Genomic DNA, 21,577 nt, shown 5'->3' on the forward strand with positions numbered 1-21,577 from the left:
CCCGGTCGCCGCCTTACGCTCGCTTGCCCGCGATCGAGGCCACGCCCAGAACCTCCAGCACCTTGGCTTCGATCTGCGCCGCGTTCATCCCGGCCACCGCATACATGTCTTCGGGGCTGGATTGGTCGATAAAGATATCCGGCAGCACCATGGAGCGGAATTTCAACCCGGTGTCGAACACGCCCTCTTCGGCCAAAAGCTGCGCCACATGGCTGCCAAAGCCGCCGACCGCACCTTCCTCTATGGTGATCAACGCTTCATGCTCGGCGGCCAGCGACAGGATCAGATCTCGATCCAGCGGCTTGGCGAATCGGGCATCGGCCACGCTCGGCGCGATTCCCCGTGCCGCCAGCGCCTCGGCGGCCTTCTGAACCTCGGCCAGCCGGGTGCCAAAGGACAGCAGCGCCACGCGGCTGCCCTCGCGGATCATCCGGCCCTTGCCGATCTCCAGCACCTCGCCGCGCTCGGGCAGCTCCACCCCGACACCTTCGCCACGTGGATAGCGAAAGGCGATCGGCCCTGAATCATGGGCGACGGCGGTGGCGATCATGTGCTTCAGCTCGGCCTCGTCGGCGGCGGCCATCACCACCATGCCCGGCAGATTGGCCAGAAAGGCGACATCGAACGCCCCGGCATGGGTGGCGCCATCGGCCCCGACCAACCCGGCCCGGTCGATGGCAAACCGCACCGGCAACCGCTGGATCGCGACGTCATGCACCACCTGATCATAGCCGCGCTGCAAGAACGTCGAATACATGGTGCAAAAGGGCTTCATCCCGCCCGCTGCCAGCGCGGCGGAAAACGTCACCCCGTGCTGCTCGGCAATCCCGACATCGAAACAGCGCGACGGATAGCGTTCCGCAAACAGGTTCAGCCCGGTGCCATCCGGCATTGCCGCCGTCACCGCCACGATCTTGTCGTCGCGCGCGGCCTCGTCCACCAACGTCTCACCGAAAACCGAGGTATAGCTGGGCGCGTTCGACGGCGTCTTTTTCTGCACACCGGTCACAACGTCGAATTTGGCGGTCGCGTGGCCCTTGTCGCGCGCTGCTTCTGCCGGCGCGTAGCCCTTGCCCTTTTTGGTCAGCGCATGGATCAGGATCGGCCCGGTGCCGCGTGCTTTGACCATGCGCAGGATCGGCAGGATCTGGTGCAGGTCATGGCCGTCGATCGGCCCGATATAGGAAAACCCCATCTCCTCGAACAAGGTGCCGCCCATCGCCATGCCTTTAAGCATGTCCTTGGCGCGCTTGGCCCCCTCGCGGAACGGTCCGGGCAGCAGCGACACCGCGCCTTTGGCCGCCGCTTTCAGCTCTTGAAACGGTTCTTCTGCATAAAGGCGCGACAGATAGGACGACAGCGCGCCAACCGGGGGCGCGATGCTCATCTCGTTGTCGTTCAGGATGACGATCATGCGCTTTTTCAGATGCCCGGCGTTGTTCATCGCCTCGAAGGCCATGCCGGCGCTCATCGCGCCATCCCCGATCACGGCAATCGCATCGCCCAGCCCCTCGGGCACCACGCCGCCCAGATCGCGCGCCACGGCAAAGCCCAGCGCGGCACTGATCGAGGTCGAACTATGCGCCGCCCCGAACGGGTCATAGGGGCTTTCGCTGCGTTTGGTGAAGCCGCTCAGCCCGTTTTTCTGCCGCAGGGTGCGGATGCGGTCGCGCCGCCCGGTCAAGATCTTGTGCGGGTAACATTGGTGCCCGACGTCCCAGATCACCTTGTCGCGCGGGGTATCGAACACCGCGTGCAGCGCCACGGTCAACTCGACCACGCCCAGCCCGGCGCCCAGATGGCCGCCGGTCTCGCTGACCGCCGAGATGGTCTCGGCGCGCAGCTCCGCGGCCAGCTGGATCAGCTGGTTGTCGCTCAGCCGCTTCAGGTCTGCCGGGCTATGGATCTCGTCCAGCAGCGGTGTATTCGGTCGGTTTGACATCTGCGCCTCCTCCGGCAGCAGGGGTTTAGCTGTCGCGCGAGATAACGAAGCGCGCAGCCTCCCGCAAGGCATCGGCCCGCAGGCCATAAGGGTCAAGCGCGGCTTCGGCCTTGGCCACCAATTCATTCGCGCGCGCCCGGGCGCCCTCCAGCCCCAGCAGCGAGACAAAGGTCGCCTTGCCCGCCTCGGCATCCTTGCGCAGGCGTTTGCCGGCCTTTTCCATGTCACCCTCTTCATCAAGGATGTCGTCGGCGATTTGAAAAGCAAGGCCCAGCGCGCTTGCGTATCGGGCAAGCGGCGCGATCTCGGCCCCGGCAAGCCGGGCCCCCGCGCAGGCCGCCCATCCGATCAGCGCCCCGGTCTTGCCCGCCTGCAACCGGGTGATCTGTGCCAGTGTCAGCGGCTCGGGGGCCTGTTCGGCGGCCATGTCCAGCGCCTGACCCAGCACCATGCCCTGCGCCCCCGAGGCGCGCGCGAGGCTCAGCGCCAGATCGGCCCGCACCGATGCGGGGCCGCAGTCGGGATGCGCCGCCAGCTCAAAGGCCAGCGCCTGCAAGGCATCCCCGGCCAGAACCGCCGTGCCCTCGTCCCAGCGCCGATGCACCGTGGCGCGCCCCCGGCGCAGATCGTCGTCATCCATGCAGGGCAGGTCGTCATGCACCAGACTATAGGCATGCAGCGCCTCGATCGCCGTCGCGGGCCAGATCGACCGATCCGGGGCCACCTCGTGCAGCCGCGCGCTCTCCAGCACCAGAAAGCCGCGCAGCCGCTTGCCGCCCTCGGTGGCATAGGCCATGGCCTGCGTCACCGGCAGCGGATCGGCCCCGGCCAATACGTGATCAAAATGCGCCTGGATGCGCGCGGCATCCTCGGCCAGCCGCCTGGCAAACATTTACGCGCCTTCGACCGGCTTGGTCCCCGTCGGGTTGCCCTCGCCATCCAGCGTGATTGCCGCGACCTTTTCCTCGGCGCGCTTCAACTCGTCCTCGCAGCGTTTCTTCAGCTTGGCGCCGCGGTCATACAGCGCGATCGATTCCTCCAGCGCGACATCGCCGCGCTCCAGCCGGTCAACCACCGACTCCAGCTCTTTCATCGCCTGTTCAAAGCTCATCTTTTCGACGGGGGTGCTCGGGGGGGTGTCAGTCATGTCGCGGCCTTTATCAATTCTTCCACATGGCGCCTTGCCAGTCTGGCAAGCGTGTTCAGATCATACCCGCCTTCAAGAGTCGAGACGATGCGCCCGCCACAAAGCTCATCCGCCAAGGCGCACAGATGCGCGCTAAGCCAGCTGTAATCCTCGTCTTCCCATTCCAGCTGGGCCAGCGGGTCGTTGGCATGGGCGTCGAACCCGGCCGAGATCACGATCAGATCAGGCCGGAACGCGCGCAGCCGCTCGGTGGCGGCCCCGCCCCAGACGGCGCGCATCTCGGCGCTGCCGCTGCCCGGCGGCAACGGCAGGTTCAGCACGTTATTGTGTCCGCCGGTCTCATCCGCCGCGCCGGTGCCGGGCCAAAGCGGCACCTGCTGGGAGGTAATCACCAGCGCGCGCGGCTCACCGCTCAGCAGTTCCTGCGAGCCATTGCCGTGATGCACGTCGAAATCCACGATGGCGACGCGCGCCAGCCGGTGATGGTCCAACGCATATTGCGCCGCCAGCGCGGCGGTCCCGAACAGGCAAAACCCCATCGGTTTCTCGGCCTCGGCGTGATGCCCCGGCGGGCGGGTGGCGCAGAACGCGTTGCCGACCTCGCCAGCCAACACCATGTCAACCGCCCGCAGCGCCGCGCCGACCCCGCGATAGGCGGCATTCAGCGATCCGGGCGACATCCAGGTGTCCTCGTCCAGCTGCAAAAGCCTTGGCTCGGCCCCCTCTTCGGGCAGCTTTTCGCGCAATTCGTCCAGATAGGATTTCGGATGCAGCCGCAGAATATCGTCGTCCGCCGCCAGCGGCGCGCGCACCCGCAACAGGTCCAAAGGCTCCAGCGCGGCCAGCACATGCTCAAGCCGCGCTACCTGCTCGGCGTGGCCTTCCGGGGTTTCATGCCGCAGACAGTCGGCGTGGGTGATCAATGCGGTGGTCATCAAGGCTCCCAAGGGTACGCGCGATCCGGCGCCCTTTTTCTGGCGGAAAATACTCTCGCCGAAGGCGAAACGGGCCACCCAGCGGCACCGTGACGCTCAGTCCGGCGCCAGCATATAGCCCGCGCCGCGCACGGTCTGCAAATAGCGCGGCTGTTTCGGGTCGGGCTCGATCTTGCGCCGCAACCGCGTGATCTGCACATCCACCGCGCGTTCCTGTGCCTGCCCCCGGTCGCGGCCCAGATCCTCGACCAGCTTGGCCCGGTTCACCGGCTCGCCGGGGCAGGCGGAAAAGATCCGCATCAATTGACTTTCGGTGGCGGTCAGGCGCACCAGTTGATCCCCTCGCCACATCTCGCTGCGTTCGATGTCATAGCGGATCGGACCCAGATGCAGGATCTTGGGCACCGTCTGCGCCACCGGCGTGTCGGGCATCCGCCGCAGGATCGCGTTGATCCGCAACAGCAGCTCCTTGGGCTCGAAGGGCTTGGCAAGATAGTCGTCGGCGCCCGCTTCCAGCCCGGCGATACGATGCTCGGTCTCGCCGCGCGCGGTCAGCAGCAGGATCGGCGTGGTGATGGTGTCGCGCAGCGATCGGGTCAGGCTGACCCCATCCTCGCCCGGCATCATCACATCCATCACGATCAGGTCAAACTCCAACCCCGCCAGCACCCGGCGCGCATGCGCCGCATCGCGGGCAGTGCTGACCAGAAACCCGTGCCGCATCAGAAATTTGCGCAGCAGATCCCGGATCCGCTCATCGTCGTCCACGATCAACAGGTGTGCGTCCATCCGGCTCATCCCGCGCTGTCCCGCAGGCGCGCATAGCTGCGGCGCATATCGGTATCCATCATCGCCTCCAGCACCTTGCGAAATCCGGCCACCGCCTCGGGTCCGGTGTCGCGAAAGGCGGCGCGCATCCGGGCGCGCTGGGCGTCGGACAGCTTCGATTCCAGCTCATGACCCGCCTCGGTCAGGTAGAGATGACGCTCACGCTTGTCCAGATTCCCGACCCGGCTTTCGACCAGCCCGTCGGCGATCAGCGTGCGCAGCACCCGGTTCAGCGACTGTTTTGTGACGCCAAGGATCGTCAGCAGGTTGTTCACCGTGGTGCCCGGCGCGCGGTTGATGAAGTGGATCGCCCGGTGATGCGCCCGGCCATAGGACATATCGGCCAGAATGCGATCCGGGTCGGCGGTAAAGCCGCGATAGGCAAAGAACATCGCCTCGATGCCCTGACGCAGTTGCTCGTCGGTGAGGAACAGCAGGCTTTCACCGCTGTGGATCTGCGCCGTGCGCCCTGCCGTCATTGGTTTTCCATCCTTGTTGCGGGCCCCGGTGTTGGCCTGCTCCGACTTTACGTCAGTCTTATTGACATTCCAAGACCGAACCGATATCGAATCGCATCTTTCGCGCAACTTTATGTCCGTTTCGGACGTAACAATGCAACAAATAGAAACCACGCAAGAAAATGGAGAGCGTGACATGTCGGGATATGATGACCGCGACGGCAAGATCTGGATGGATGGCAAACTGATCGACTGGCGCGAGGCGAACGTCCATATTCTGACCCACGCCCTGCACTATGCCAGCGCCGTCTTCGAGGGCGAGCGCTGTTACAACGGCAAGATCTTCAAAGGGGTCGAGCATTCCCATCGCCTGCGCAATTCGGCGCAGCTTCTGGATATGGATATCCCGTTTTCGGTCGAAGAGATCGAGGCGGCGAAATATGCCATGCTCAAGGCCAACGGCTGGACCGATGCCTATGTGCGGGCGGTGGCCTGGCGCGGCGCGGGCGAGGACATGGGCGTTTCGGCGGCCCGCAACCCGGTGCGTCTGGCGGTGGCCGGTTGGGAATGGGGCAACTACTATGGCGATGCCAAGATGACGGGCGCCAAGCTCGACATCGCGAAATGGAAACGCCCCAGCCCCGAAACGATCCCGGTGCACGCCAAGGCCGCCGGTCTTTACATGATCTGCACCATGTCGAAACATGCGGCCGAGGCCAAAGGCTGTTCTGACGCGCTGTTCATGGATTATCGCGGCTATGTGGCCGAATGCACCGGCGCCAACATCTTTTTCGTCAAGGATGGCGAGGTGCACACACCGCTGCCCGACAGTTTCCTGAACGGGATCACCCGCCAGACCGTGATCGCTCTGCTCAAGGAAAAGGGCATCCGGGTCTATGAGCGTCACATCGAACCCTATGAGTTGGAAGGCTTCGAGCAATGCTGGCTGACCGGCACCGCCGCCGAGGTCACCGCCGTGGGCCAGATCGGCGATTATACCTTTGAGGTCGGCGCGCTGACCCGCGACATCTCCGCGAGCTATGAAAAATTGGTGCGGAGCTGATATTCAGCGCGGAATTTGAGTATTTTTAACAAGAAGAAGCAGGGGGGCGGTTTTGCGCCCCCCTGTCGTTTGCTCTCGGTCGGGAGTGTTACGCCTGCCCGTCGTTGCCGAGCAGCGCTGCCGACCGGCCGAGCCGCGCCAGCATGTCCAGACAGGCCTGCATCTGATCCAGGCTGACGAATTCGTCCGGCTTGTGCGCCTGATCAATCGAGCCCGGCCCACAGACCACCACCGACATGCCGAATTTCTGGAACAACCCGGCCTCGGTGCCGAACGGCACCACATGCGCCCCGTTCGCCCCGACCAGCCGCGCCACCAGATCGCGCGCCGCGTTCTCCTCCATCGGGATCAGCCCGGCGACCTCGCCGATCACCTCGGTTTCGATCCATGCCTCTTCGCTGACCGCGCGCATCGCCGGCAGCAGTTCATGATCGACATAGGCCGCCACCGCCTCTTTGATGAAATCCACGTCGCTGTCCTGAACCGGGCGCATTTCCCAGTCGATCTCGGCCTTGCCGGCGATCACGTTATGGGCCACCCCGCCCGCGATTCGTCCGACGTTCAGCGTGGTCCAGGGCGGATCGAACCGGCTGGGATCGGGGGCGCGCAGCATCAGCGCCTGGCGCAGCTCGATCAGCCGGGTGACATAGCGCGCCGCATATTCCGCCGCGTTCACCCCGCGTTCAGGTGACGAGCCGTGCCCCTCGAGCCCGGAAAACCGCACGGTATATTCGCAACAGCCCTTGTGCCCTTCGATCACCTGCATCGAGGTCGGCTCGCCGATGATGGCCATCGCCGGGCGCAGCCCGCGCCGCTCCAACTCGGGCACCAAGGCGCGGGCACCAAGGCAGCCGACCTCTTCGTCATAGGTGAAGGCGAAATGCACCGGGCGGCGCAGATTTGCCTGTGCAAAGTCCTGCGCCATCACCGTGGCGGCGGCGATGAACCCCTTCATGTCGCAACTGCCACGCCCGTACAGCAGCCCGTCGGTTTCGCGCAGGGTGAAGGGATCGCTGCTCCAGTCCTGATCCGCCACCGGCACCACGTCGGTATGCCCTGACAGCACGATGCCACCGGGCACGTCCGGCCCGATACTGGCGAAAAGATTGGCCTTTTTCCCGGTTCGGTCGCTGAACAGCTCGACCCGCGCGCCACAGGCCTCCAGCCGCTGCGCCAATTCGGCGATCAACGCCAGATTGCTGTCCGCCGAAACGGTCGGATAGGCGATCAGACGCTCCAGCAGCGCCACGCTTTCGGCCAGTCGCGCGCTCATGGTTTGACGAACATCTTTCTGGGGCGGTTGCAAAAGGTCTCGGCCGCGCCCTCGTCGCGGATCAGGATGCTTTCGGTGATCTCAAGCCCCCAGTCGAACATCCACAGCCCCGGCATGAAATGAAAGGTCATGCCCGGTTCCAGCACGGTTTCATCCTCCGGACGCAGCGAAATCGTCCGCTCGCCCCAGTCGGGCGGATAGCTCAGCCCGATAGGATAGCCACAGCGCGCACTGCGCTCGATCCCGGCGCGCTCCAGCGGTTCGGCCAGCGCATTGGCGATGTCACAGGCGCGGTTGCCCGGCCGCGCGGCCTCTAACCCGGCTTCCAGCCCTTCGATCAGCGCCGCCTCGGCCCGCAACAGGAAATCCGGTGGCGTGCCAAGGAAGATCGTGCGGCAAAACGGCGTGTGATAGCGTCGATAGCAGCCGGAAACCTCGAAGAAGGTGGCATGCCCGGTTTCGAACGGGCGACCGTCCCATGTCAGGTGCGGCGCGGCGGCGTCCGGCCCCGAGGGCAACAGCGGCACGATCGCCGGGTAATCGCCCCAGGCCCCCTCGACGCCGCGAATCGCATCGCGAAAGATTTCCGCCACCACCTCGTTCTTCGGCGCGCCGGGCTCGACCCGTTCCAACAGCCCGTCGATGATCTTTTCCGAAATCTGCGCCGATTTGCGCATGAAGGCGATTTCGGGCGCCGATTTCACCGCGCGCTGCCAGTTCACCAGCGCGGTCGCATCGACCCAGAACACCTGCGACAGCGTCGACGAGAGGGTCTCGAACGCCTTGGCCGAGAAATAGTAATTGTCCATCTCGACGCCGATCCGGGCCTGCTCCAACCCCAGCCCGGCCAATCGCGCCGACAGATCCTGCATCGGGTGGCGTTCCGTTGATTGCACGTAATTGTCGGCATAGCTCCAGATCCGGTCTTCCGCCATCCAGACGGTGCGCAGCGCGCCATTTGCGTCCTGATTGCGGCCCCACCAGATCGGATCGGCATCCGGCAGGATGATCACGCCCTGATGCACATAAAACGACCAGCCGTCATATCCGGTCAGCCAAGCCTGATTCGACGGATCGGTGACAAACAACGCATCCAGACCCCGTTCGGTCATCTCATGACGGGTCAGATCCAGACGGCGCTGGTATTCGGAAAGGGAAAACGGCAGGTCATTCGCAGTCATTTCGCGCCTCGTTAAACAGACAGGGAGTCGGCCCATAAGGGCACAAGCTACGGCCCGGACAAATAACTTTCTCACCTAATGCAGAGCGCGCGAAACGCCCTCTGCAACTGCCTAATTAAGCGGCGTCGCATCATGTTGTGGCGTGGAATATTTCAACCACTATAGAGCCTGTTGTGGGAGCCGGAGAATAAAACCGAATTGGCCATTTTTAGTAAACGGGTTGCACAACGGGCGCTAACAGGGTTTATTTCATTATAGAAAGCGGCGCAGATCGCGAACTTAACGATTACACGGGGAGCCACCTTTGGCCGATACATCAAGCAACGATGCGTTCGTCGAATTCGAACGTGTGCAGAAAAGCTATGATGGCGAAATTCTAGTCGTCAAAGATCTCAACCTGCAAATACCGAAGGGCGAGTTTCTGACAATGCTTGGCCCCTCGGGCTCTGGCAAGACCACCTGCCTGATGATGCTGGCCGGGTTCGAAACCGCCACCCATGGCGAAATCAAACTCGATGGTCGGCCAATCAATAACATCCCACCGCACAAACGCGGCATTGGCATGGTGTTCCAGAACTACGCCCTGTTCCCGCATATGACGATCAACGAAAACCTGAGCTTTCCGCTCGAGGTGCGCAAGATCGGCAAGTCCGACCGCGAGGCCAAGGTCAAGCGTGCGCTCGACATGGTCGAGATGGGCGATTTCGGCGGTCGGCGTCCGGCACAGCTTTCGGGCGGTCAGCAACAGCGGATCGCGCTGGCCCGGGCGCTTGTGTTCGAACCCGAGTTGGTGTTGATGGATGAACCGCTGGGCGCGCTCGACAAGCAGCTGCGCGAAAAGATGCAGTTCGAGATCACCGACCTGGCGCACCGTCTGGGCATCACCGTGGTCTATGTGACCCACGACCAGACCGAGGCCTTGACCATGTCCGACCGCGTCGCCGTGTTCGATGATGGTCGCATCCAGCAGATCGCACCGCCGGATGAGCTTTACGAGAGCCCGCAGAACAGTTTCGTCGCCCAGTTTATCGGCGAGAACAATACGCTTGAAGGCACCGTGAAGGAACTGAGCGAAGGGCTGGCCCTGGTCCAGCTCGACGATGGCGAGATGGTTGATTGCATGCCCGTCAACGTGTCCAAAGTGGGCGAGCGTACCAAGGTGTCGATCCGCCCCGAACGGGTCGAATTCCAGAAAGAGCGTCTGAAAGAAGGCGCGCATATGCTCAAGGCGACGGTCAAGGAGTTCATCTATATGGGCGACGTGTTCCGCACCCGCCTCAGCGTCGCCGGCAATGATGATTTCATCATCAAGTCGCGCAACGCCCCGGATCAGGTTCGCTTGAAACCGGGACAACAGATCGAGATCGGCTGGCTTCACGAAGATTGCCGGGCGCTCGACGCTTAAGGCACGAATGTGCCGCAACCCCGGCGACCAGACCGGGGGTGTTCAAGAAAACGCGACCCTAAATCGCGATAACCACAAGGAGAGTCTGACATATGAAAACCAAATTTATTGCTGCACTTGCTGCCAGTACCGCCCTGCTCGCCCCGATGGCGATGGCCGAAGACATGGCAACTGACATGACCCTGGTCAGCTGGGGCGGCGCATATCAAAAGTCTCAGGTCAACGCCTATGCCGTGCCCTATATGGACATGCACCCCGACGTTAAGGTGGTCTGGGACGAAAGCTCGAACGAGGCCGTGGCCAAGCTGCGCGCCATGAACGAGGCCGGCAATGTCACCTGGGATCTGGTCGACGTGGTCGCCTCCGACGCCATCCGTCTGTGCGACGAAGGTCTGGCGATGGAAATCGACCCGGACACCGATCTGGCCGCTGCGCCCGACGGCACCTCGGCTGCGGATGATTTCGGCGACCTGCTGGTCTCCGACTGCTTCATCCCGCAGATCGTCTATTCCACCACGTTTGGCTATCGCACCGATCTGGTGGGCGACACCCCGCCGACCAAGATCTGCGACGTGTTCGACCTCGAAGCCTATCCGGGCAAGCGCGCGCTGGAAAAGCGTCCGATCAACAACATGGAATGGGCGCTGCTCTGTGACGGCGTTGCCAAGGACGAGGTCTATGACGTGCTGGCCACGCCGGAAGGTCAGGAAAAGGCCCTGGCCAAGCTGGACACCATCAAGGACAGCGTCATCTGGTGGTCTGCCGGTGCTGACACGCCGCAGCTGCTCGCCGATGGCGAGGTAGTGATGGGCTCGACCTATAACGGGCGCCTGTTCTCGGTGATCGTCGAGCAGAAACAACCGGTCGCCATGCTGTGGGACGCACAGGTGTTCGATCTGGACGGCTGGATCATCCCCGCCGGTCTGCCTGCGGACCGTCTGGCCCGGGTGAAGGATTTCGTGATGTTCGCCACCGACACCCAGCGTCTGGCAGATCAGGCCAAGTACATCTCCTATGGTCCGGCCCGTGACTCCTCGGCACCGCTGGTTGGCAAACATGCCGATCTGGGTATCGACATGGCGCCGCATATGCCGACCGACCCCAACAACGCCACGAACACGTTCCTTTATAACTACGAGTTCTGGGCTGACTATCGTGACGACATCGACGCCAAGTTCCAGGCGTGGCTGGCCAAATAAGGCCCCGTTGCAACGATTGATGGGTGGGCCCGGTCACCGGGCCCATCCCCCGCCCTGCCGGGGTGGCACGCCGAAAGGCGATGACGCCGATCCGCGCAGGACAAACGCCCCGACCACCATATCCGGGGCAGGGAACTTGAACGCCGCGCGGCCGACAGCGTCATCAACGTGGCGGAGGGCACAGACATGAGCGATCTCAAGAGCACCGGTCCACAGGCGGCCGCCGCACCCCCCCCCGCAGGCGAACCGGGCGGCCCGGTTCTGGCCGCTGACGGTACGCCGCTCAAACGCAGCCTCAACCGCGCCCTCAGACGGCAGAAGTTACGCGCATTGATGCTGATCGCGCCGCTGCTGCTGTTTGTGCTGCTGACCTTTATCGCGCCGATCGCCGACATGTTGTTCCGCTCGGTCGAGAACCAGATCGTCTCTGAAACGCTGCCTGAAACTGTCGTGGTGCTGCACAGCTGGGATAGCGAGAGCGGCGAAGCGCCCGCCGAACCGGTGTTTGACGCCTTCTATGTCGATCTGTTCCTCGCGCAGGAACAAAAACTGCACACCCGGCTCGGCTCCCGCCTGAACTATGAAAAGACCGGCATGTCCTCGCTGTTCCGCAAATCGGGACGCCGCGTGGGCAAGTTCGACACCGATATCTATACTGATCAGCTCATCGCGCTGGACCCAAGCTGGAAAGACCCGGCCACATGGGTCGCGATGATGGCGGACAGCGGCGACCGCGCCGCGCTGCCCTTCACCGCCCGGACCTGGGATCGCTGGGTCGCCTATCTTGCGACCGAAGGCGACGACCCCGCCAAGACCAAGATCGAGGATGTCCTCTTTACCACCCTCTATCTCGATCTGCGCGCAACCAATGGCAGCGGTGCCAGCGACGCCCGCATCACCCAGGCGGCGCAGGCCGCCGCCGGGTTCGAAACCGTCAGCCTGCGCGATCAATTCGCCGATGCCGACAAGAACTGGATGGACCCGGAGGTCTGGGGCACGATCAAGGCGTTCTCGCCGCGCTATACCCCCGGCTATTTCCTCAATTCCGTGGATATGCAGAAAACCCCGCATGGCATCGAAACCCGGCCCGAGAACCAGCAGATCTATATGATGCTGTTCAAGCGGACCATCTTCATGTCGCTGGTGATTACGCTGTCCTGCGTGATGCTGGGCTATCCGGTGGCGTGGATTCTGGCCAACCTGCCGACGCGCACCGCCAACCTGTTGATGATCCTTGTGCTGCTGCCGTTCTGGACCTCGCTCTTGGTACGGACCTCGGCGTGGAAGGTGATGCTGCAACAGCAGGGCGTGATCAACGACACGCTGGTCTGGCTGGGGATCGTCGACGATGCCGACCGGCTGGTGATGATCAACAACCAGTTCGGCACTATCGTGGCGATGACACATATCCTGCTGCCGTTCATGATCCTGCCGCTGTATTCGGTGATGCAGACGATCCAGCCAACCTATCTGCGCGCGGCGAAATCGCTGGGCGCGACCAATTGGACGGCGTTCTGGCGGGTCTATTTCCCGCAAAGCGTGCCGGGGATTGGCGCGGGCTCGATCCTCGTCTTCATCCTGTCGATCGGCTATTACATCACCCCCGAGATCGTTGGCGGCACCACCGGGACATTCATCTCGAACCGGATCGCCTATCACATCTCGTCCTCGCTCAACTGGGGGCTTGGCGCCGCGCTTGGCGCGATCCTGCTCGCCGCCGTGATGCTGCTGTACTGGGCCTATGACAAGGTCGTCGGCATCGACAACGTGAAGCTGGGATAGGGCCATGAACACCGCGAAACATAACCGTCCTCGCCCCGCCGTATCGATCGGCACCTTTGGAAAGGGAGACTGAGACGTGGCTGCACTGACCCCGATTTCCCGTACACCCGTCACCTTTTACGTGCCAGTGGTCGCCGCCGCCGGGGCCTTTGCCGGGCTCTTTGTCGGCACGGCCCAAGGCAGCGGCCTGCTTGGCATCATCGCCGGTGCGGCGCTGATGGCGGTGCTGGCGCTGGCCATGACCCGGGTGATCGAAAACGAAAAGACGATGCGCTGGGCGATCGCCGCGCTCTTTCTGGCCGGCGGCTACCTGTTGGGGGGGATCCCCGGTGCCGTCATGGGCGGCGCTTTCGGCTGGTTCTTCGGCTGGTTCACCTATTGGCTGTACGAGGGCCGCTACCGGGCCAAGCTGCCGCCCTATCTGACCCAGGGACAGGTGCTGTGGCATTTCGCGTTTCGGGTGATCTGCGGCGCGATCCTCGTGTTCCTGATCACCCCGATTCTGGTGGTGATGCCGCTCAGCTTCAACTCCCAGAACTTCTTTACCTTTACGCCCGAAATGCTGCGGTTCGACCCGGCCGGCTATTCGCTCCGGCACTACCGCGATTTCTTCACCAGCGACGACTGGCAACAGGCGCTGCGCAACTCGGTTATGATCGCGCCGGTGGCAACGCTGCTGTCGGTCAGCTTCGGCACGCTGGCCGCGATCGGGCTCAGTTCGGAACATGTGCCGTTCCGCCGTTTGATCATGGCGATCCTGATTTCGCCGATGATCGTGCCGCTGATCATCTCGGCGGCGGGGATGTATTTCTTCTATTCCCGCATCGGGTTGCAGGGCACGTATTTCGGTGTTGTCTTGGCCCATGCCGCGCTGGGCATCCCCTTTGTCATCATCACCGTGACCGCCACGCTGGTGGGCTTTGACCGCTCGCTGACCCGTGCGGCGGCCAATATGGGGGCCGACCCGGTCACCACCTTCTTCCGGGTGCAGATGCCGTTGATCCTGCCCGGTGTGGTCTCTGGCGGGTTGTTCGCCTTCATCACCTCCTTTGACGAGGTGGTGGTGGTGCTGTTCGTTGGCTCGGCCGGGCAAAAGACGCTGCCTTGGCAGATGTTCACCGGGTTGCGCGAACAGATCAGCCCGACGATTCTGGCGGTGGCAACGATCCTTGTGGGGATCTCGATCTGCCTGCTCACCGTGGTTGAAATGCTGCGCCGCCGCTCCGAACGCCTGCGCGGCATGTCGCCAGAGTGACGGGGCTGCCCCGACACTGGGGTCGCCGGACATCCGCGAGTTGAAAACGATGGGCGCCGATCCGAAGGGGACCGGCGCCCTCGCTTTTCCTTTCACCGGAAATATCCCCGCCGGAGGCCGGGGCCCGCAGGGCCTCGTCACTTTGCCACGCCCCGATCACAATCGCGCGCGAATTAACCCTTTTGCGGGGCGCAAACAGGGGCTGCGGCACCTTTTGTACATTTCGCGGTCAAACCTCCCCAATCCAGCGAAAAGCGGGCCGGGGGCAGCAGGGCAAACTGTACGAAACCGCCCCGAGACTCCCCGGTTCACGGGCGGGCAGGGGCCTGACCACGGCCCCCGACTCAGGCCATATGCCCTGGGTAAACGCGGCGCGCGTCTCTAGCGCAACCGCTTCAACAGACCGAGCGAGGCATAGCCATCCGGCAACAGTCCGTTCGCCACCTGATAGGCGCGCACCGCCGCCATGGTTTTCGGCCCGATCCGGCCGTCGACCCCGGCGGTCGGGAATCCCCTTGCCGTCAGACGCTGCTGCATCTCCTTGCGCTCGGTAAAGCTCAGCCCCCGGTCACCCTGTGGCCAGGCTGCCTGGATCGGTTCGCCGCCCGCGATACGGTCGGCCAGATGACCCACCCCGATCACATAGGCATCGGCGGCGTTGTAGCGTTCGATCACACGGAAATTGTCAAACACCATGAAGGCCGCCCCGTGCCCGCCTGCGGGCAACAAGATCGCCGCCTTGCCATGATCTGGAACCGCCCGTCCATTGACGCCGCGCACCCCCAACCGCGCCCAGTCGCCGGGGGTCTTCTTGATTTGTCGCTGCGCCAGTGCGTAATCAAAATCTTGTGGAAGTCGCACTTCGACCCCCCAGGGCTGGTCCTTGGTCCATCCGAAATGCTTGAGATAGGCAGCGGTCGAGGCCAGCGCATCGCTTGGATTGTCGGACCAGATATCGCGCCGCCCATCGCCGGTAAGATCAACCGCATGATCCAGATAAGAGGTCGGCATGAACTGGGTATGACCCATCGCACCGGCCCAGCTCCCGGTCATATTCTCGGGGGTGGTGTCGCCGCTTTGCAGGATGCGCAGCGCCGCGATCAGCTGGGCCTCGAAAAACGCCGCCCGCCGCCCCTCGAAGGCCAGCGTCGACAGCGACCGCACCACGTTGTTTCTTCCACGATAGCTGCCAAAGGCGCTTTCCATTCCCCAGATCGCGACGACGACTTCCTTGTCGACACCAAAGCGCCGTTCGATCCGGTCCAGCGTTGCGCGATGCTGCTGCAGCGCGGCGCGCCCGTTGGCGACCCGCTCGTCCGAGGCGGCGCTGTCCAGATACTCCCAGATCGGTTTGCTGAATTCCGATTGGGTGCGATCGCGCCGGATTACATCCGCATCAAAGCTCACCCCTTCAAAGGCGCGCTCCAGCACATCGGCGCGGATGCCTTGGGCAATTGCACGTTGCTTGAATGCACCAATCCAGTTCTGGAAACGGGCGTTCTCGGCGCGGGTGTCGATGGGGGGCGTAGCTGATCCAACGGTGTCGGGCCGCAGGCTGGGCCGCAGCGAAATCAAGACGGAAGACGAGGCGCGCCCCACCGTTTCGGGGGCGTCAAAGGCGCGGTGCACTGGCCGCGGCGACCGGTCAACGGCCTCTGCGATACCGGGGCCCGTCCCGATCAGGGCGAGGCCCGCCGCATATATCCAAACACGCATGTCCTGTTGTCCTGCTAGACTGCTCAAGCTGAATCTAGCGCGAAAGCGGGAATCGCGAAAGCGGGCAATCGGCGGGTGGCCCGAGACGGCGCCTTTGTGCCGGTGCGCGTCCGCTTAGCTGCGGCGCAATTTGCGCTTGGTCTTGTCAGCCTTCTTCTTGGCCCGCACCGACTTGCGCCGGGGTGGCGCACTCCGGCCCGCGCCGCCCCCACGGGTGCCGCGCGGCAGTGCCTTGTCCTCAAGTGTCAGCAACTCCAGCTCCAGCCCGCCGGTCACCGGTGCGGCCTCGACCAAACGCACGGTGACGCGTTGGCCGATGGCGATGGTCAGCCCGGTGTCAGACCCCATCAACGTGCCGGCCTCGCTGTCGAAATGGAAGTATTCGCGCCCCAACGTGCGGATCGGGATCAGCCCGTCGGCGCCGGTTTCGTCCAGTTTCACAAAGGCGCCAAAGCGCGCGATGCCGCTGATCCGTCCGGGGAATTCATTGCCCACCCGTTCGCTCAGATAAGCGGCGAGATAGCGGTCGGTGGTGTCGCGCTCGGCGATCATCGAGCGTCGCTCGGTCTCCGAGATATGCACGGCGGTTTGTTCCAGTTGCTCGATCTCGTCGGCTTTCAGCCCGTCGTCGCCCCATCCGTGCGCGGCGATCAGCGCCCGGTGCACGATCAGGTCGGCATAGCGGCGGATCGGCGAGGTGAAATGCGCGTATTGCGCCAGTGCCAGACCGAAGTGGCCGAAATTCTCGGGGCTGTAATAGGCCTGCGCCATCGAGCGTAGGGTTGAGATGTTGATCAGTTCGGCATCGTCGCTGCCCGCAGCCTGATTCAGCAGCGCGTTGAGATGGCGGGTTTGCAGCACCTGCCCCTTGGCCAACGTGTACCCGGCCGCCTGCGCGGTTTCGCGCAGCGCCTCCAGCTTTTCTGGTGCGGGTTCTTCGTGCACACGGAACAGCAGCGGCGAGCGTTTGGCGATCAAGGTCTCGGCGGCGGCCACGTTGGCCAGAACCATGAATTCCTCGATCAAACGGTGCGCATCCAGCCGGTCGCGGAAATTGACCGAACCGACCTTGCCGTCCTCGGTCAGGATGATGCGCCGTTCAGGCAGGTCGAGATCGAGCGGTTGGCGCTTTTCCCGCGCTTTGCGCAGGGCGTGGTAGGCGGCATAAAGCGGTTTGAGCACCGGCTCCAACAGCGGTTCGGTCAGCTCGTTGGGGGTGCCGTCAATGGCCTCCTGCACCTCGCCGTAATGCAAGGCGGCGATCGAGCGCATCAACCCGCGCGCAAAGCGATGGCCGATCTTCTTGCCCTCGGCGTCGATCTGCATCCGCACGGCGACACAGGCGCGCGGCACGTTTTCATGCAGCGAACACAGGTCGCCCGACAGCCGGTCGGGCAGCATCGGCACCACCCGGTCCGGGAAATAGGAGGAGTTGCCGCGCTTGCGCGCTTCGCGATCCAGCACGCTGCCGGGGCGGACAAAGGCCGCCACATCGGCAATCGCCACCCAGATCACGAATCCCCCGGGGTTCTTCGGGTCGTCGTCCAACTGGGCGAGACAGGCGTCATCGCGGTCGCGCGCATCTGCGGGGTCGATGGTGATCAGGGGCAGATCGCGCAGATCCTCGCGCCCGTTCAGCCCAACGGGTTTGCAGGCGTCGGCCTCGGCGATGACCTCGTCGGGAAAGGCATCGGGAATGCCGTGCTGGTGGATTGCGATCAGCGACACCGCCTTGGGTGCGCTGGGGTCGCCCAACCGGTCGGTGATGCGCGCACGCGGCAGGCCCATGCGGCCCTTTGGCCCCGACTGCTCGGCCTCGACCAGCTCGCCGTCCTTGGCGCCATGGCGGGCGTCCTCGGGGACGGTCCATTCGGTGCCGGTGCCCTTGTCGATGGGCACGATACGCCCGCCCTCGGCCCCTTTGCGAAAGACGCCCAGAATGCGCTTTGGATTGGTGCCGATGCGGCGGATCAGCCGCGCCTCGTAATTGTGATCTTCTTCATGCACGGCGTTCACCCGCGCCAGAATGCGGTCGCCCTCGCCCAGTGCAGGGTCAGAGGCGCGCGGCACGACCAAGACGATCGGCTCGACCCCCTCGCCATGCCATTCCAGCGGCCGCGCGAACAGGTCGCCATCGCTGTCCGGTGCCTTGACCTGCAACACGGTGACGGGCGGCAGGCTGTCGGCATCGCGATAGGTTTTCTTGCGCTTTTCCAGATGGCCTTCGGCTTCGAGCTCTTTCAGGATCCGTTTCAGGTCGATCCGGTCGGAGCCTTTGATCCCGAACGCCCTTGCGATATCGCGTTTGGACGATTGGGTGGGGTGGGCTGAAATCCAGTCAAGGATTTCCTGTTTTGAGGGAATGCGCGTCATGGGTCCGGCCTAGCACGGCGCGCGCGCCGCGTCATGACGAAAAAGCGATGCGCTCAGCCGTGGTGCAGATCGGCGGCTTGATCCACATCCCTCAGCGTATCAGCAAGCGCGATGCGCAGCCCGGGCAGGGTGGCGAGACTATCGGCAAGCGCAGTTTCGCTGGACCAGCGCGCGCCATGAAACGCCGTGCGGGGCAGGCGGTGGGGATGTCGCGCACCAACCAACCAGAAGCCGCCATCCGCCGCCGGGGCAAAGACCGCATCCTGCGTGCCCAGCAGCGCGAATGCGCGGGCGATGTGGCGGGGCGTGACATCGGGAATGTCCGACCCGATCAGGCAGGTGGGGCCGGGGCAGCTGCGCAACAGTCGCGACATCCGCGCGCCCAGATCGCCGCCGCCTTGCGGCAGGCGTGCCAAATCCCATGGCCAGACCCGTGCGCGCAGGGCCCGATCCGGCGCCACAGCCAGCACGATCTGCCATCTCGGGTCGCGCAGACGGCGCAGTAACCGCGCGCATTGATGCCGGTACCACCACGCCGCCGGCACGTGGCCGATCTCTCGCCCCAGCCGGGTTTTTACCTGGCCCGGGCGCGGCTGTTTCACCATCACGATCAAGGTGGCGCGCATGCGCCGGGCCTCAGGTGAAATAGTCTTTCAGGATGCGGGTATAGATCGCCTTGAGCTGGTGGATCTGCTCCACCGGCACGCATTCATCGACCTGGTGCATGGTCTTACCGACCAGCCCGAATTCCACCACCGGGCAGTGGTCCTTGACGAACCGGGCGTCCGAGGTGCCGCCGGTTGTCGACAGCTCCGGTGTCACGCTGGTCTCGGCCGCCACCGCCGCCGAGACCAGATCAGAGAGCGCGCCCGGTGGGGTCAGGAAGCTTTCGCCGGAGATCTTGACCTTCATCTCGACCGTGACGCCAAATTCTTCTGCCACCTGATCGGCCTCGGCCCGCAGCCAGCCAGTCAGGCCCGCGCCAGTATGGGTGTCGTTGAAGCGGATATTGACGGTGCCGTTGCAGTGCGCCGGGATTACGTTGGTGGCGGGGTTGCCGGTGTCGATGGTCACCACTGCCAGCGTCGAGGGATCGAAATGATCGGTGCCGCGATCCAGCTCATGGCCGGCCAGCCGATCCATCAGCCGCGCCATCGCAGGAAGCGGGTTTCTGGCCCGGTGCGGATAGGCCGAATGCCCCTGCTTGCCCACCACGGTAAACCACGCGGTCATTGATCCGCGCCGCCCGATCTTGATCATCTCGCCCATGGTCTCGGGGCAGGTGGGTTCGCCCACCAGACACGCCGACATCGTCTCACCCGTCTGCGTCATGTAGTCGAGCAACGCCACGGTGCCGTCGACGGCGTCGCCCTCTTCATCGCCGGTGATGGCAAGGAGAACCGCCCCGTCAGGGGGCGTGGCGGTGACAAAGTCGATGGCGGCGGCGGCAAAGGCGGCAACGCCTGATTTCATGTCGGTCGCGCCGCGCCCATACAGCACCCCATCGCGTTCCACCGCGCCAAACGGCGGCACGCTCCAGGCGGCCTCGTCCCCCACCGGCACAACATCGGTATGGCCGTTGAAGCCGAAGCTGCGCGCATGCCCCTTCTTGCCCCAGCGGGCAAAAAGGTTGGCCACCCCGCCGCGATCAACGCGGGTGCAGTCGAATCCCGCCGCGCCCAGAAGCGTTTCCAGCAGCACCAGCGCGCCGCCCTCCTCTGGCGTGACCGAGGGGCAGCGAATCAGGTCGGCAGTCAGGCGTGCGGGGTCGGTTTGAGTCATGGGTCGTGGTCCTTTGGGGGGTGGTGGCGTTGAGCCGCGTCAATTTGGGCGCAAACACAGGCGATGCCAACCCCGCCGGGCGCTTGCCGCCACGGTTGTCTTGCCGTTTGCATCGTTTCTGCGTAAGCAAAAAAGAAAAAACCGGGACAGATGAAAAGATTATTTGCTGCTTTCGCGGTGGGGTTGACGCTGTGGGTGCAATGCGCCGCCGCCCAGACCCTGACGGTGACCACGGTCACCCGCCCCCCCTTTTCGATGGTCGAGGGGGAGGACGAGAGCGGATTCTCGATGGATCTTCTGGTTGCCCTGTCCGAGGCCTTGGGCTGGGACTATCGCGTCGATCGGGTGGGTCAGTTCAGCGAGATGCTGGGGGCCGTGACCGACGGTCGGGCCGATCTGGCCATCGCCAATATCTCGATCACCGCCGCGCGCGAAAGCGTGCTGGATTTCAGCCAGCCGATCTTTGAGGCCGGGTTGCAGATGATGGTGCCCGCCGATGAGTCGTCGGGATCGTCGCTGTGGCGGACGATCCTGTCGCGCGATCTGTTGCTGGCGATCGGCGCGGCCTTTCTGCTGCTGCTTGGCGGCGGAATGCTGATGTGGGCGTTTGAGCGTCGTGCGCAGCCCTATTTCGACCGCCCTGTGCACGAGGCCTGGTTTCCCTCGTTCTGGTGGGCGCTGAATCTGGTGGTAAATGGCGGCTTTGAAGAGCGGGTGCCGCGCACCCTGCTGGGGCGGTTTCTGGGCGTGATCCTGGTGATCTCGTCGCTGTTCATCGTGTCGGTCTTTGTCGCCAAGATCACCTCGGTCATGACAGTCGAGGCGATCAGCGGATCGGTGAATTCGGTCAACGACCTTTATGGCCGGCGGGTGGCCACGATCCAGGGCTCGACGGCCGCCGGATTCCTTGACCGGCGCGAAGTGGGCTATGACGCGTTTGACGGGTTGGACCCGATGCTGCGGGCCTTTGAAGACGGCCGGGCCGATGTGGTGGTTTTCGATGCGCCGATCCTGTCGCATTACGCCAATCACGCCGGGCGCGACGTGGCCCGGCTGGCCGGGCCGATCTTTTTGCGCGAGAATTACGGCATCGCCTTTCCCACCGGCAGCCGGTTGGTCGAAGACGTCAATCAGGCGCTGCTGGCCCTGCGCGAGGACGGAACCTATGACCGGATCTATCGCAAGTGGTTCGGTGTGCGGCGCTGAGGTCTGACCGACAGCGCCGTCTTGGATCAGCA

General features: G+C 63.9%; 18 protein-coding genes. 6 read left to right on the plus strand and 12 right to left on the minus strand.

Going from position 1 to position 21,577, the window contains the following annotated elements:
* Positions 1-13 precede the first annotated feature (13 nt).
* The 6 genes from dxs to E1B25_RS13475 form a co-directional block, all read right to left on the minus strand.
* Complete coding sequence (dxs, locus tag E1B25_RS13450) at positions 14-1,942, minus strand: 1-deoxy-D-xylulose-5-phosphate synthase (RefSeq protein WP_132830032.1); 1,929 nt, start codon at positions 1,940-1,942, stop codon at positions 14-16.
* A gap of 25 nt (positions 1,943-1,967) precedes the next feature.
* Positions 1,968-2,834 (minus strand): polyprenyl synthetase family protein, encoded by an 867-nt coding sequence (locus E1B25_RS13455; protein ID WP_132830033.1) that lies wholly within the window; start codon positions 2,832-2,834, stop codon positions 1,968-1,970.
* On the minus strand, positions 2,835-3,089 hold the full coding sequence (locus E1B25_RS13460) for an exodeoxyribonuclease VII small subunit (RefSeq protein ID WP_132830034.1): 255 nt from the start codon (positions 3,087-3,089) through the stop codon (positions 2,835-2,837).
* Positions 3,086-4,024, minus strand: a complete 939-nt coding sequence (locus E1B25_RS13465; RefSeq protein ID WP_132830035.1) for a histone deacetylase family protein — start codon at positions 4,022-4,024, stop codon at positions 3,086-3,088. The genes E1B25_RS13460 and E1B25_RS13465 overlap by 4 nt, the downstream gene beginning before the upstream one ends.
* Positions 4,025-4,120: 96 nt before the next feature.
* Positions 4,121-4,822: a response regulator gene (locus tag E1B25_RS13470; protein WP_132830036.1), complete on the minus strand. Its 702-nt coding sequence runs from the start codon at positions 4,820-4,822 to the stop codon at positions 4,121-4,123.
* Positions 4,819-5,331 (minus strand): MarR family winged helix-turn-helix transcriptional regulator, encoded by a 513-nt coding sequence (locus E1B25_RS13475; protein ID WP_132830037.1) that lies wholly within the window; start codon positions 5,329-5,331, stop codon positions 4,819-4,821. The genes E1B25_RS13470 and E1B25_RS13475 overlap by 4 nt, the downstream gene beginning before the upstream one ends.
* 175 nt (positions 5,332-5,506) lie before the next feature.
* On the opposite strand from E1B25_RS13475, the gene E1B25_RS13480 reads away from it, so the two are divergent.
* A complete protein-coding gene (locus E1B25_RS13480) occupies positions 5,507-6,373 on the plus strand; it encodes a branched-chain amino acid aminotransferase (protein WP_132830038.1) in 867 nt (288 codons plus the stop codon).
* Between the two features lie 88 nt (positions 6,374-6,461).
* Here E1B25_RS13480 and argE read toward each other — a convergent pair whose 3' ends face one another.
* Both argE and E1B25_RS13490 read right to left on the minus strand, forming a co-directional pair.
* Positions 6,462-7,646 (minus strand): acetylornithine deacetylase, encoded by a 1,185-nt coding sequence (argE, locus tag E1B25_RS13485; protein ID WP_132830039.1) that lies wholly within the window; start codon positions 7,644-7,646, stop codon positions 6,462-6,464.
* Positions 7,643-8,827 (minus strand): M24 family metallopeptidase, encoded by a 1,185-nt coding sequence (locus tag E1B25_RS13490; RefSeq protein WP_132830040.1) that lies wholly within the window; start codon positions 8,825-8,827, stop codon positions 7,643-7,645. The genes argE and E1B25_RS13490 overlap by 4 nt, the downstream gene beginning before the upstream one ends.
* Positions 8,828-9,131: 304 nt before the next feature.
* On the opposite strand from E1B25_RS13490, the gene E1B25_RS13495 reads away from it, so the two are divergent.
* The 4 genes from E1B25_RS13495 (at position 9,132) to E1B25_RS13510 (ending at position 14,468) form a co-directional block, all read left to right on the plus strand.
* Complete coding sequence (locus tag E1B25_RS13495; RefSeq protein ID WP_132830041.1) at positions 9,132-10,232, plus strand: ABC transporter ATP-binding protein; 1,101 nt, start codon at positions 9,132-9,134, stop codon at positions 10,230-10,232.
* 92 nt (positions 10,233-10,324) lie between these two features.
* Positions 10,325-11,431, plus strand: coding sequence for an extracellular solute-binding protein (locus E1B25_RS13500; RefSeq protein WP_132830042.1), 1,107 nt, complete (start codon positions 10,325-10,327; stop codon positions 11,429-11,431).
* A 186-nt stretch (positions 11,432-11,617) separates the two neighbouring features.
* The gene (locus E1B25_RS13505; protein ID WP_132830043.1) at positions 11,618-13,213 is read left to right on the plus strand and encodes an ABC transporter permease; all 1,596 of its coding nucleotides are present in this window, start codon (positions 11,618-11,620) and stop codon (positions 13,211-13,213) included.
* Between the two features lie 76 nt (positions 13,214-13,289).
* Positions 13,290-14,468, plus strand: coding sequence for an ABC transporter permease (locus tag E1B25_RS13510; protein ID WP_132830044.1), 1,179 nt, complete (start codon positions 13,290-13,292; stop codon positions 14,466-14,468).
* A 381-nt stretch (positions 14,469-14,849) separates the two neighbouring features.
* Here E1B25_RS13510 and E1B25_RS13515 read toward each other — a convergent pair whose 3' ends face one another.
* The 4 genes from E1B25_RS13515 to dapE all read right to left on the minus strand — a co-directional run bounded on the left by E1B25_RS13515 (position 14,850) and on the right by dapE (position 20,339).
* Positions 14,850-16,184, minus strand: coding sequence for a lytic murein transglycosylase (locus E1B25_RS13515; RefSeq protein ID WP_132830045.1), 1,335 nt, complete (start codon positions 16,182-16,184; stop codon positions 14,850-14,852).
* Between the two features lie 114 nt (positions 16,185-16,298).
* Entirely contained in the window at positions 16,299-18,557 is a 2,259-nt protein-coding gene (gene rnr / locus E1B25_RS13520) for a ribonuclease R (protein WP_132830046.1), read from the minus strand.
* 53 nt (positions 18,558-18,610) lie between these two features.
* Positions 18,611-19,183: a TIGR04282 family arsenosugar biosynthesis glycosyltransferase gene (locus tag E1B25_RS13525; protein WP_132830047.1), complete on the minus strand. Its 573-nt coding sequence runs from the start codon at positions 19,181-19,183 to the stop codon at positions 18,611-18,613.
* A 10-nt stretch (positions 19,184-19,193) separates the two neighbouring features.
* Positions 19,194-20,339: a succinyl-diaminopimelate desuccinylase gene (gene dapE, locus E1B25_RS13530; RefSeq protein ID WP_132830048.1), complete on the minus strand. Its 1,146-nt coding sequence runs from the start codon at positions 20,337-20,339 to the stop codon at positions 19,194-19,196.
* A gap of 150 nt (positions 20,340-20,489) precedes the next feature.
* On the opposite strand from dapE, the gene E1B25_RS13535 reads away from it, so the two are divergent.
* Positions 20,490-21,545 carry a transporter substrate-binding domain-containing protein gene (locus tag E1B25_RS13535; protein ID WP_132830049.1) on the plus strand — a complete coding sequence of 352 codons (1,056 nt, stop codon included), beginning with the start codon at positions 20,490-20,492 and terminating at the stop codon, positions 21,543-21,545.
* The last annotated feature ends 32 nt before the right edge of the window (positions 21,546-21,577 follow it).

This window comes from Antarcticimicrobium sediminis (assembly GCF_004348975.1).
Classification (GTDB): domain Bacteria; phylum Pseudomonadota; class Alphaproteobacteria; order Rhodobacterales; family Rhodobacteraceae; genus Antarcticimicrobium; species Antarcticimicrobium sediminis.

Bases quoted from the DNA above. Each gene is read 5' to 3' on its own strand.
- dxs (WP_132830032.1), bottom strand. From the start codon at position 1,942: ATGTCAAACCGACCGAATACACCGCTGCTGGACGAGATCCATAGCCCG.
- E1B25_RS13455 (WP_132830033.1), bottom strand. From the start codon at position 2,834: ATGTTTGCCAGGCGGCTGGCCGAGGATGCCGCGCGCATCCAGGCGCAT.
- E1B25_RS13460 (WP_132830034.1), bottom strand. From the start codon at position 3,089: ATGACTGACACCCCCCCGAGCACCCCCGTCGAAAAGATGAGCTTTGAA.
- E1B25_RS13465 (WP_132830035.1), bottom strand. From the start codon at position 4,024: ATGACCACCGCATTGATCACCCACGCCGACTGTCTGCGGCATGAAACC.
- E1B25_RS13470 (WP_132830036.1), bottom strand. From the start codon at position 4,822: ATGAGCCGGATGGACGCACACCTGTTGATCGTGGACGACGATGAGCGG.
- E1B25_RS13475 (WP_132830037.1), bottom strand. From the start codon at position 5,331: ATGACGGCAGGGCGCACGGCGCAGATCCACAGCGGTGAAAGCCTGCTG.
- E1B25_RS13480 (WP_132830038.1), top strand. From the start codon at position 5,507: ATGTCGGGATATGATGACCGCGACGGCAAGATCTGGATGGATGGCAAA.
- argE (WP_132830039.1), bottom strand. From the start codon at position 7,646: ATGAGCGCGCGACTGGCCGAAAGCGTGGCGCTGCTGGAGCGTCTGATC.
- E1B25_RS13490 (WP_132830040.1), bottom strand. From the start codon at position 8,827: ATGACTGCGAATGACCTGCCGTTTTCCCTTTCCGAATACCAGCGCCGT.
- E1B25_RS13500 (WP_132830042.1), top strand. From the start codon at position 10,325: ATGAAAACCAAATTTATTGCTGCACTTGCTGCCAGTACCGCCCTGCTC.
- E1B25_RS13505 (WP_132830043.1), top strand. From the start codon at position 11,618: ATGAGCGATCTCAAGAGCACCGGTCCACAGGCGGCCGCCGCACCCCCC.
- E1B25_RS13515 (WP_132830045.1), bottom strand. From the start codon at position 16,184: ATGCGTGTTTGGATATATGCGGCGGGCCTCGCCCTGATCGGGACGGGC.
- rnr (WP_132830046.1), bottom strand. From the start codon at position 18,557: ATGACGCGCATTCCCTCAAAACAGGAAATCCTTGACTGGATTTCAGCC.
- E1B25_RS13525 (WP_132830047.1), bottom strand. From the start codon at position 19,183: ATGCGCGCCACCTTGATCGTGATGGTGAAACAGCCGCGCCCGGGCCAG.
- dapE (WP_132830048.1), bottom strand. From the start codon at position 20,339: ATGACTCAAACCGACCCCGCACGCCTGACTGCCGACCTGATTCGCTGC.
- E1B25_RS13535 (WP_132830049.1), top strand. From the start codon at position 20,490: ATGAAAAGATTATTTGCTGCTTTCGCGGTGGGGTTGACGCTGTGGGTG.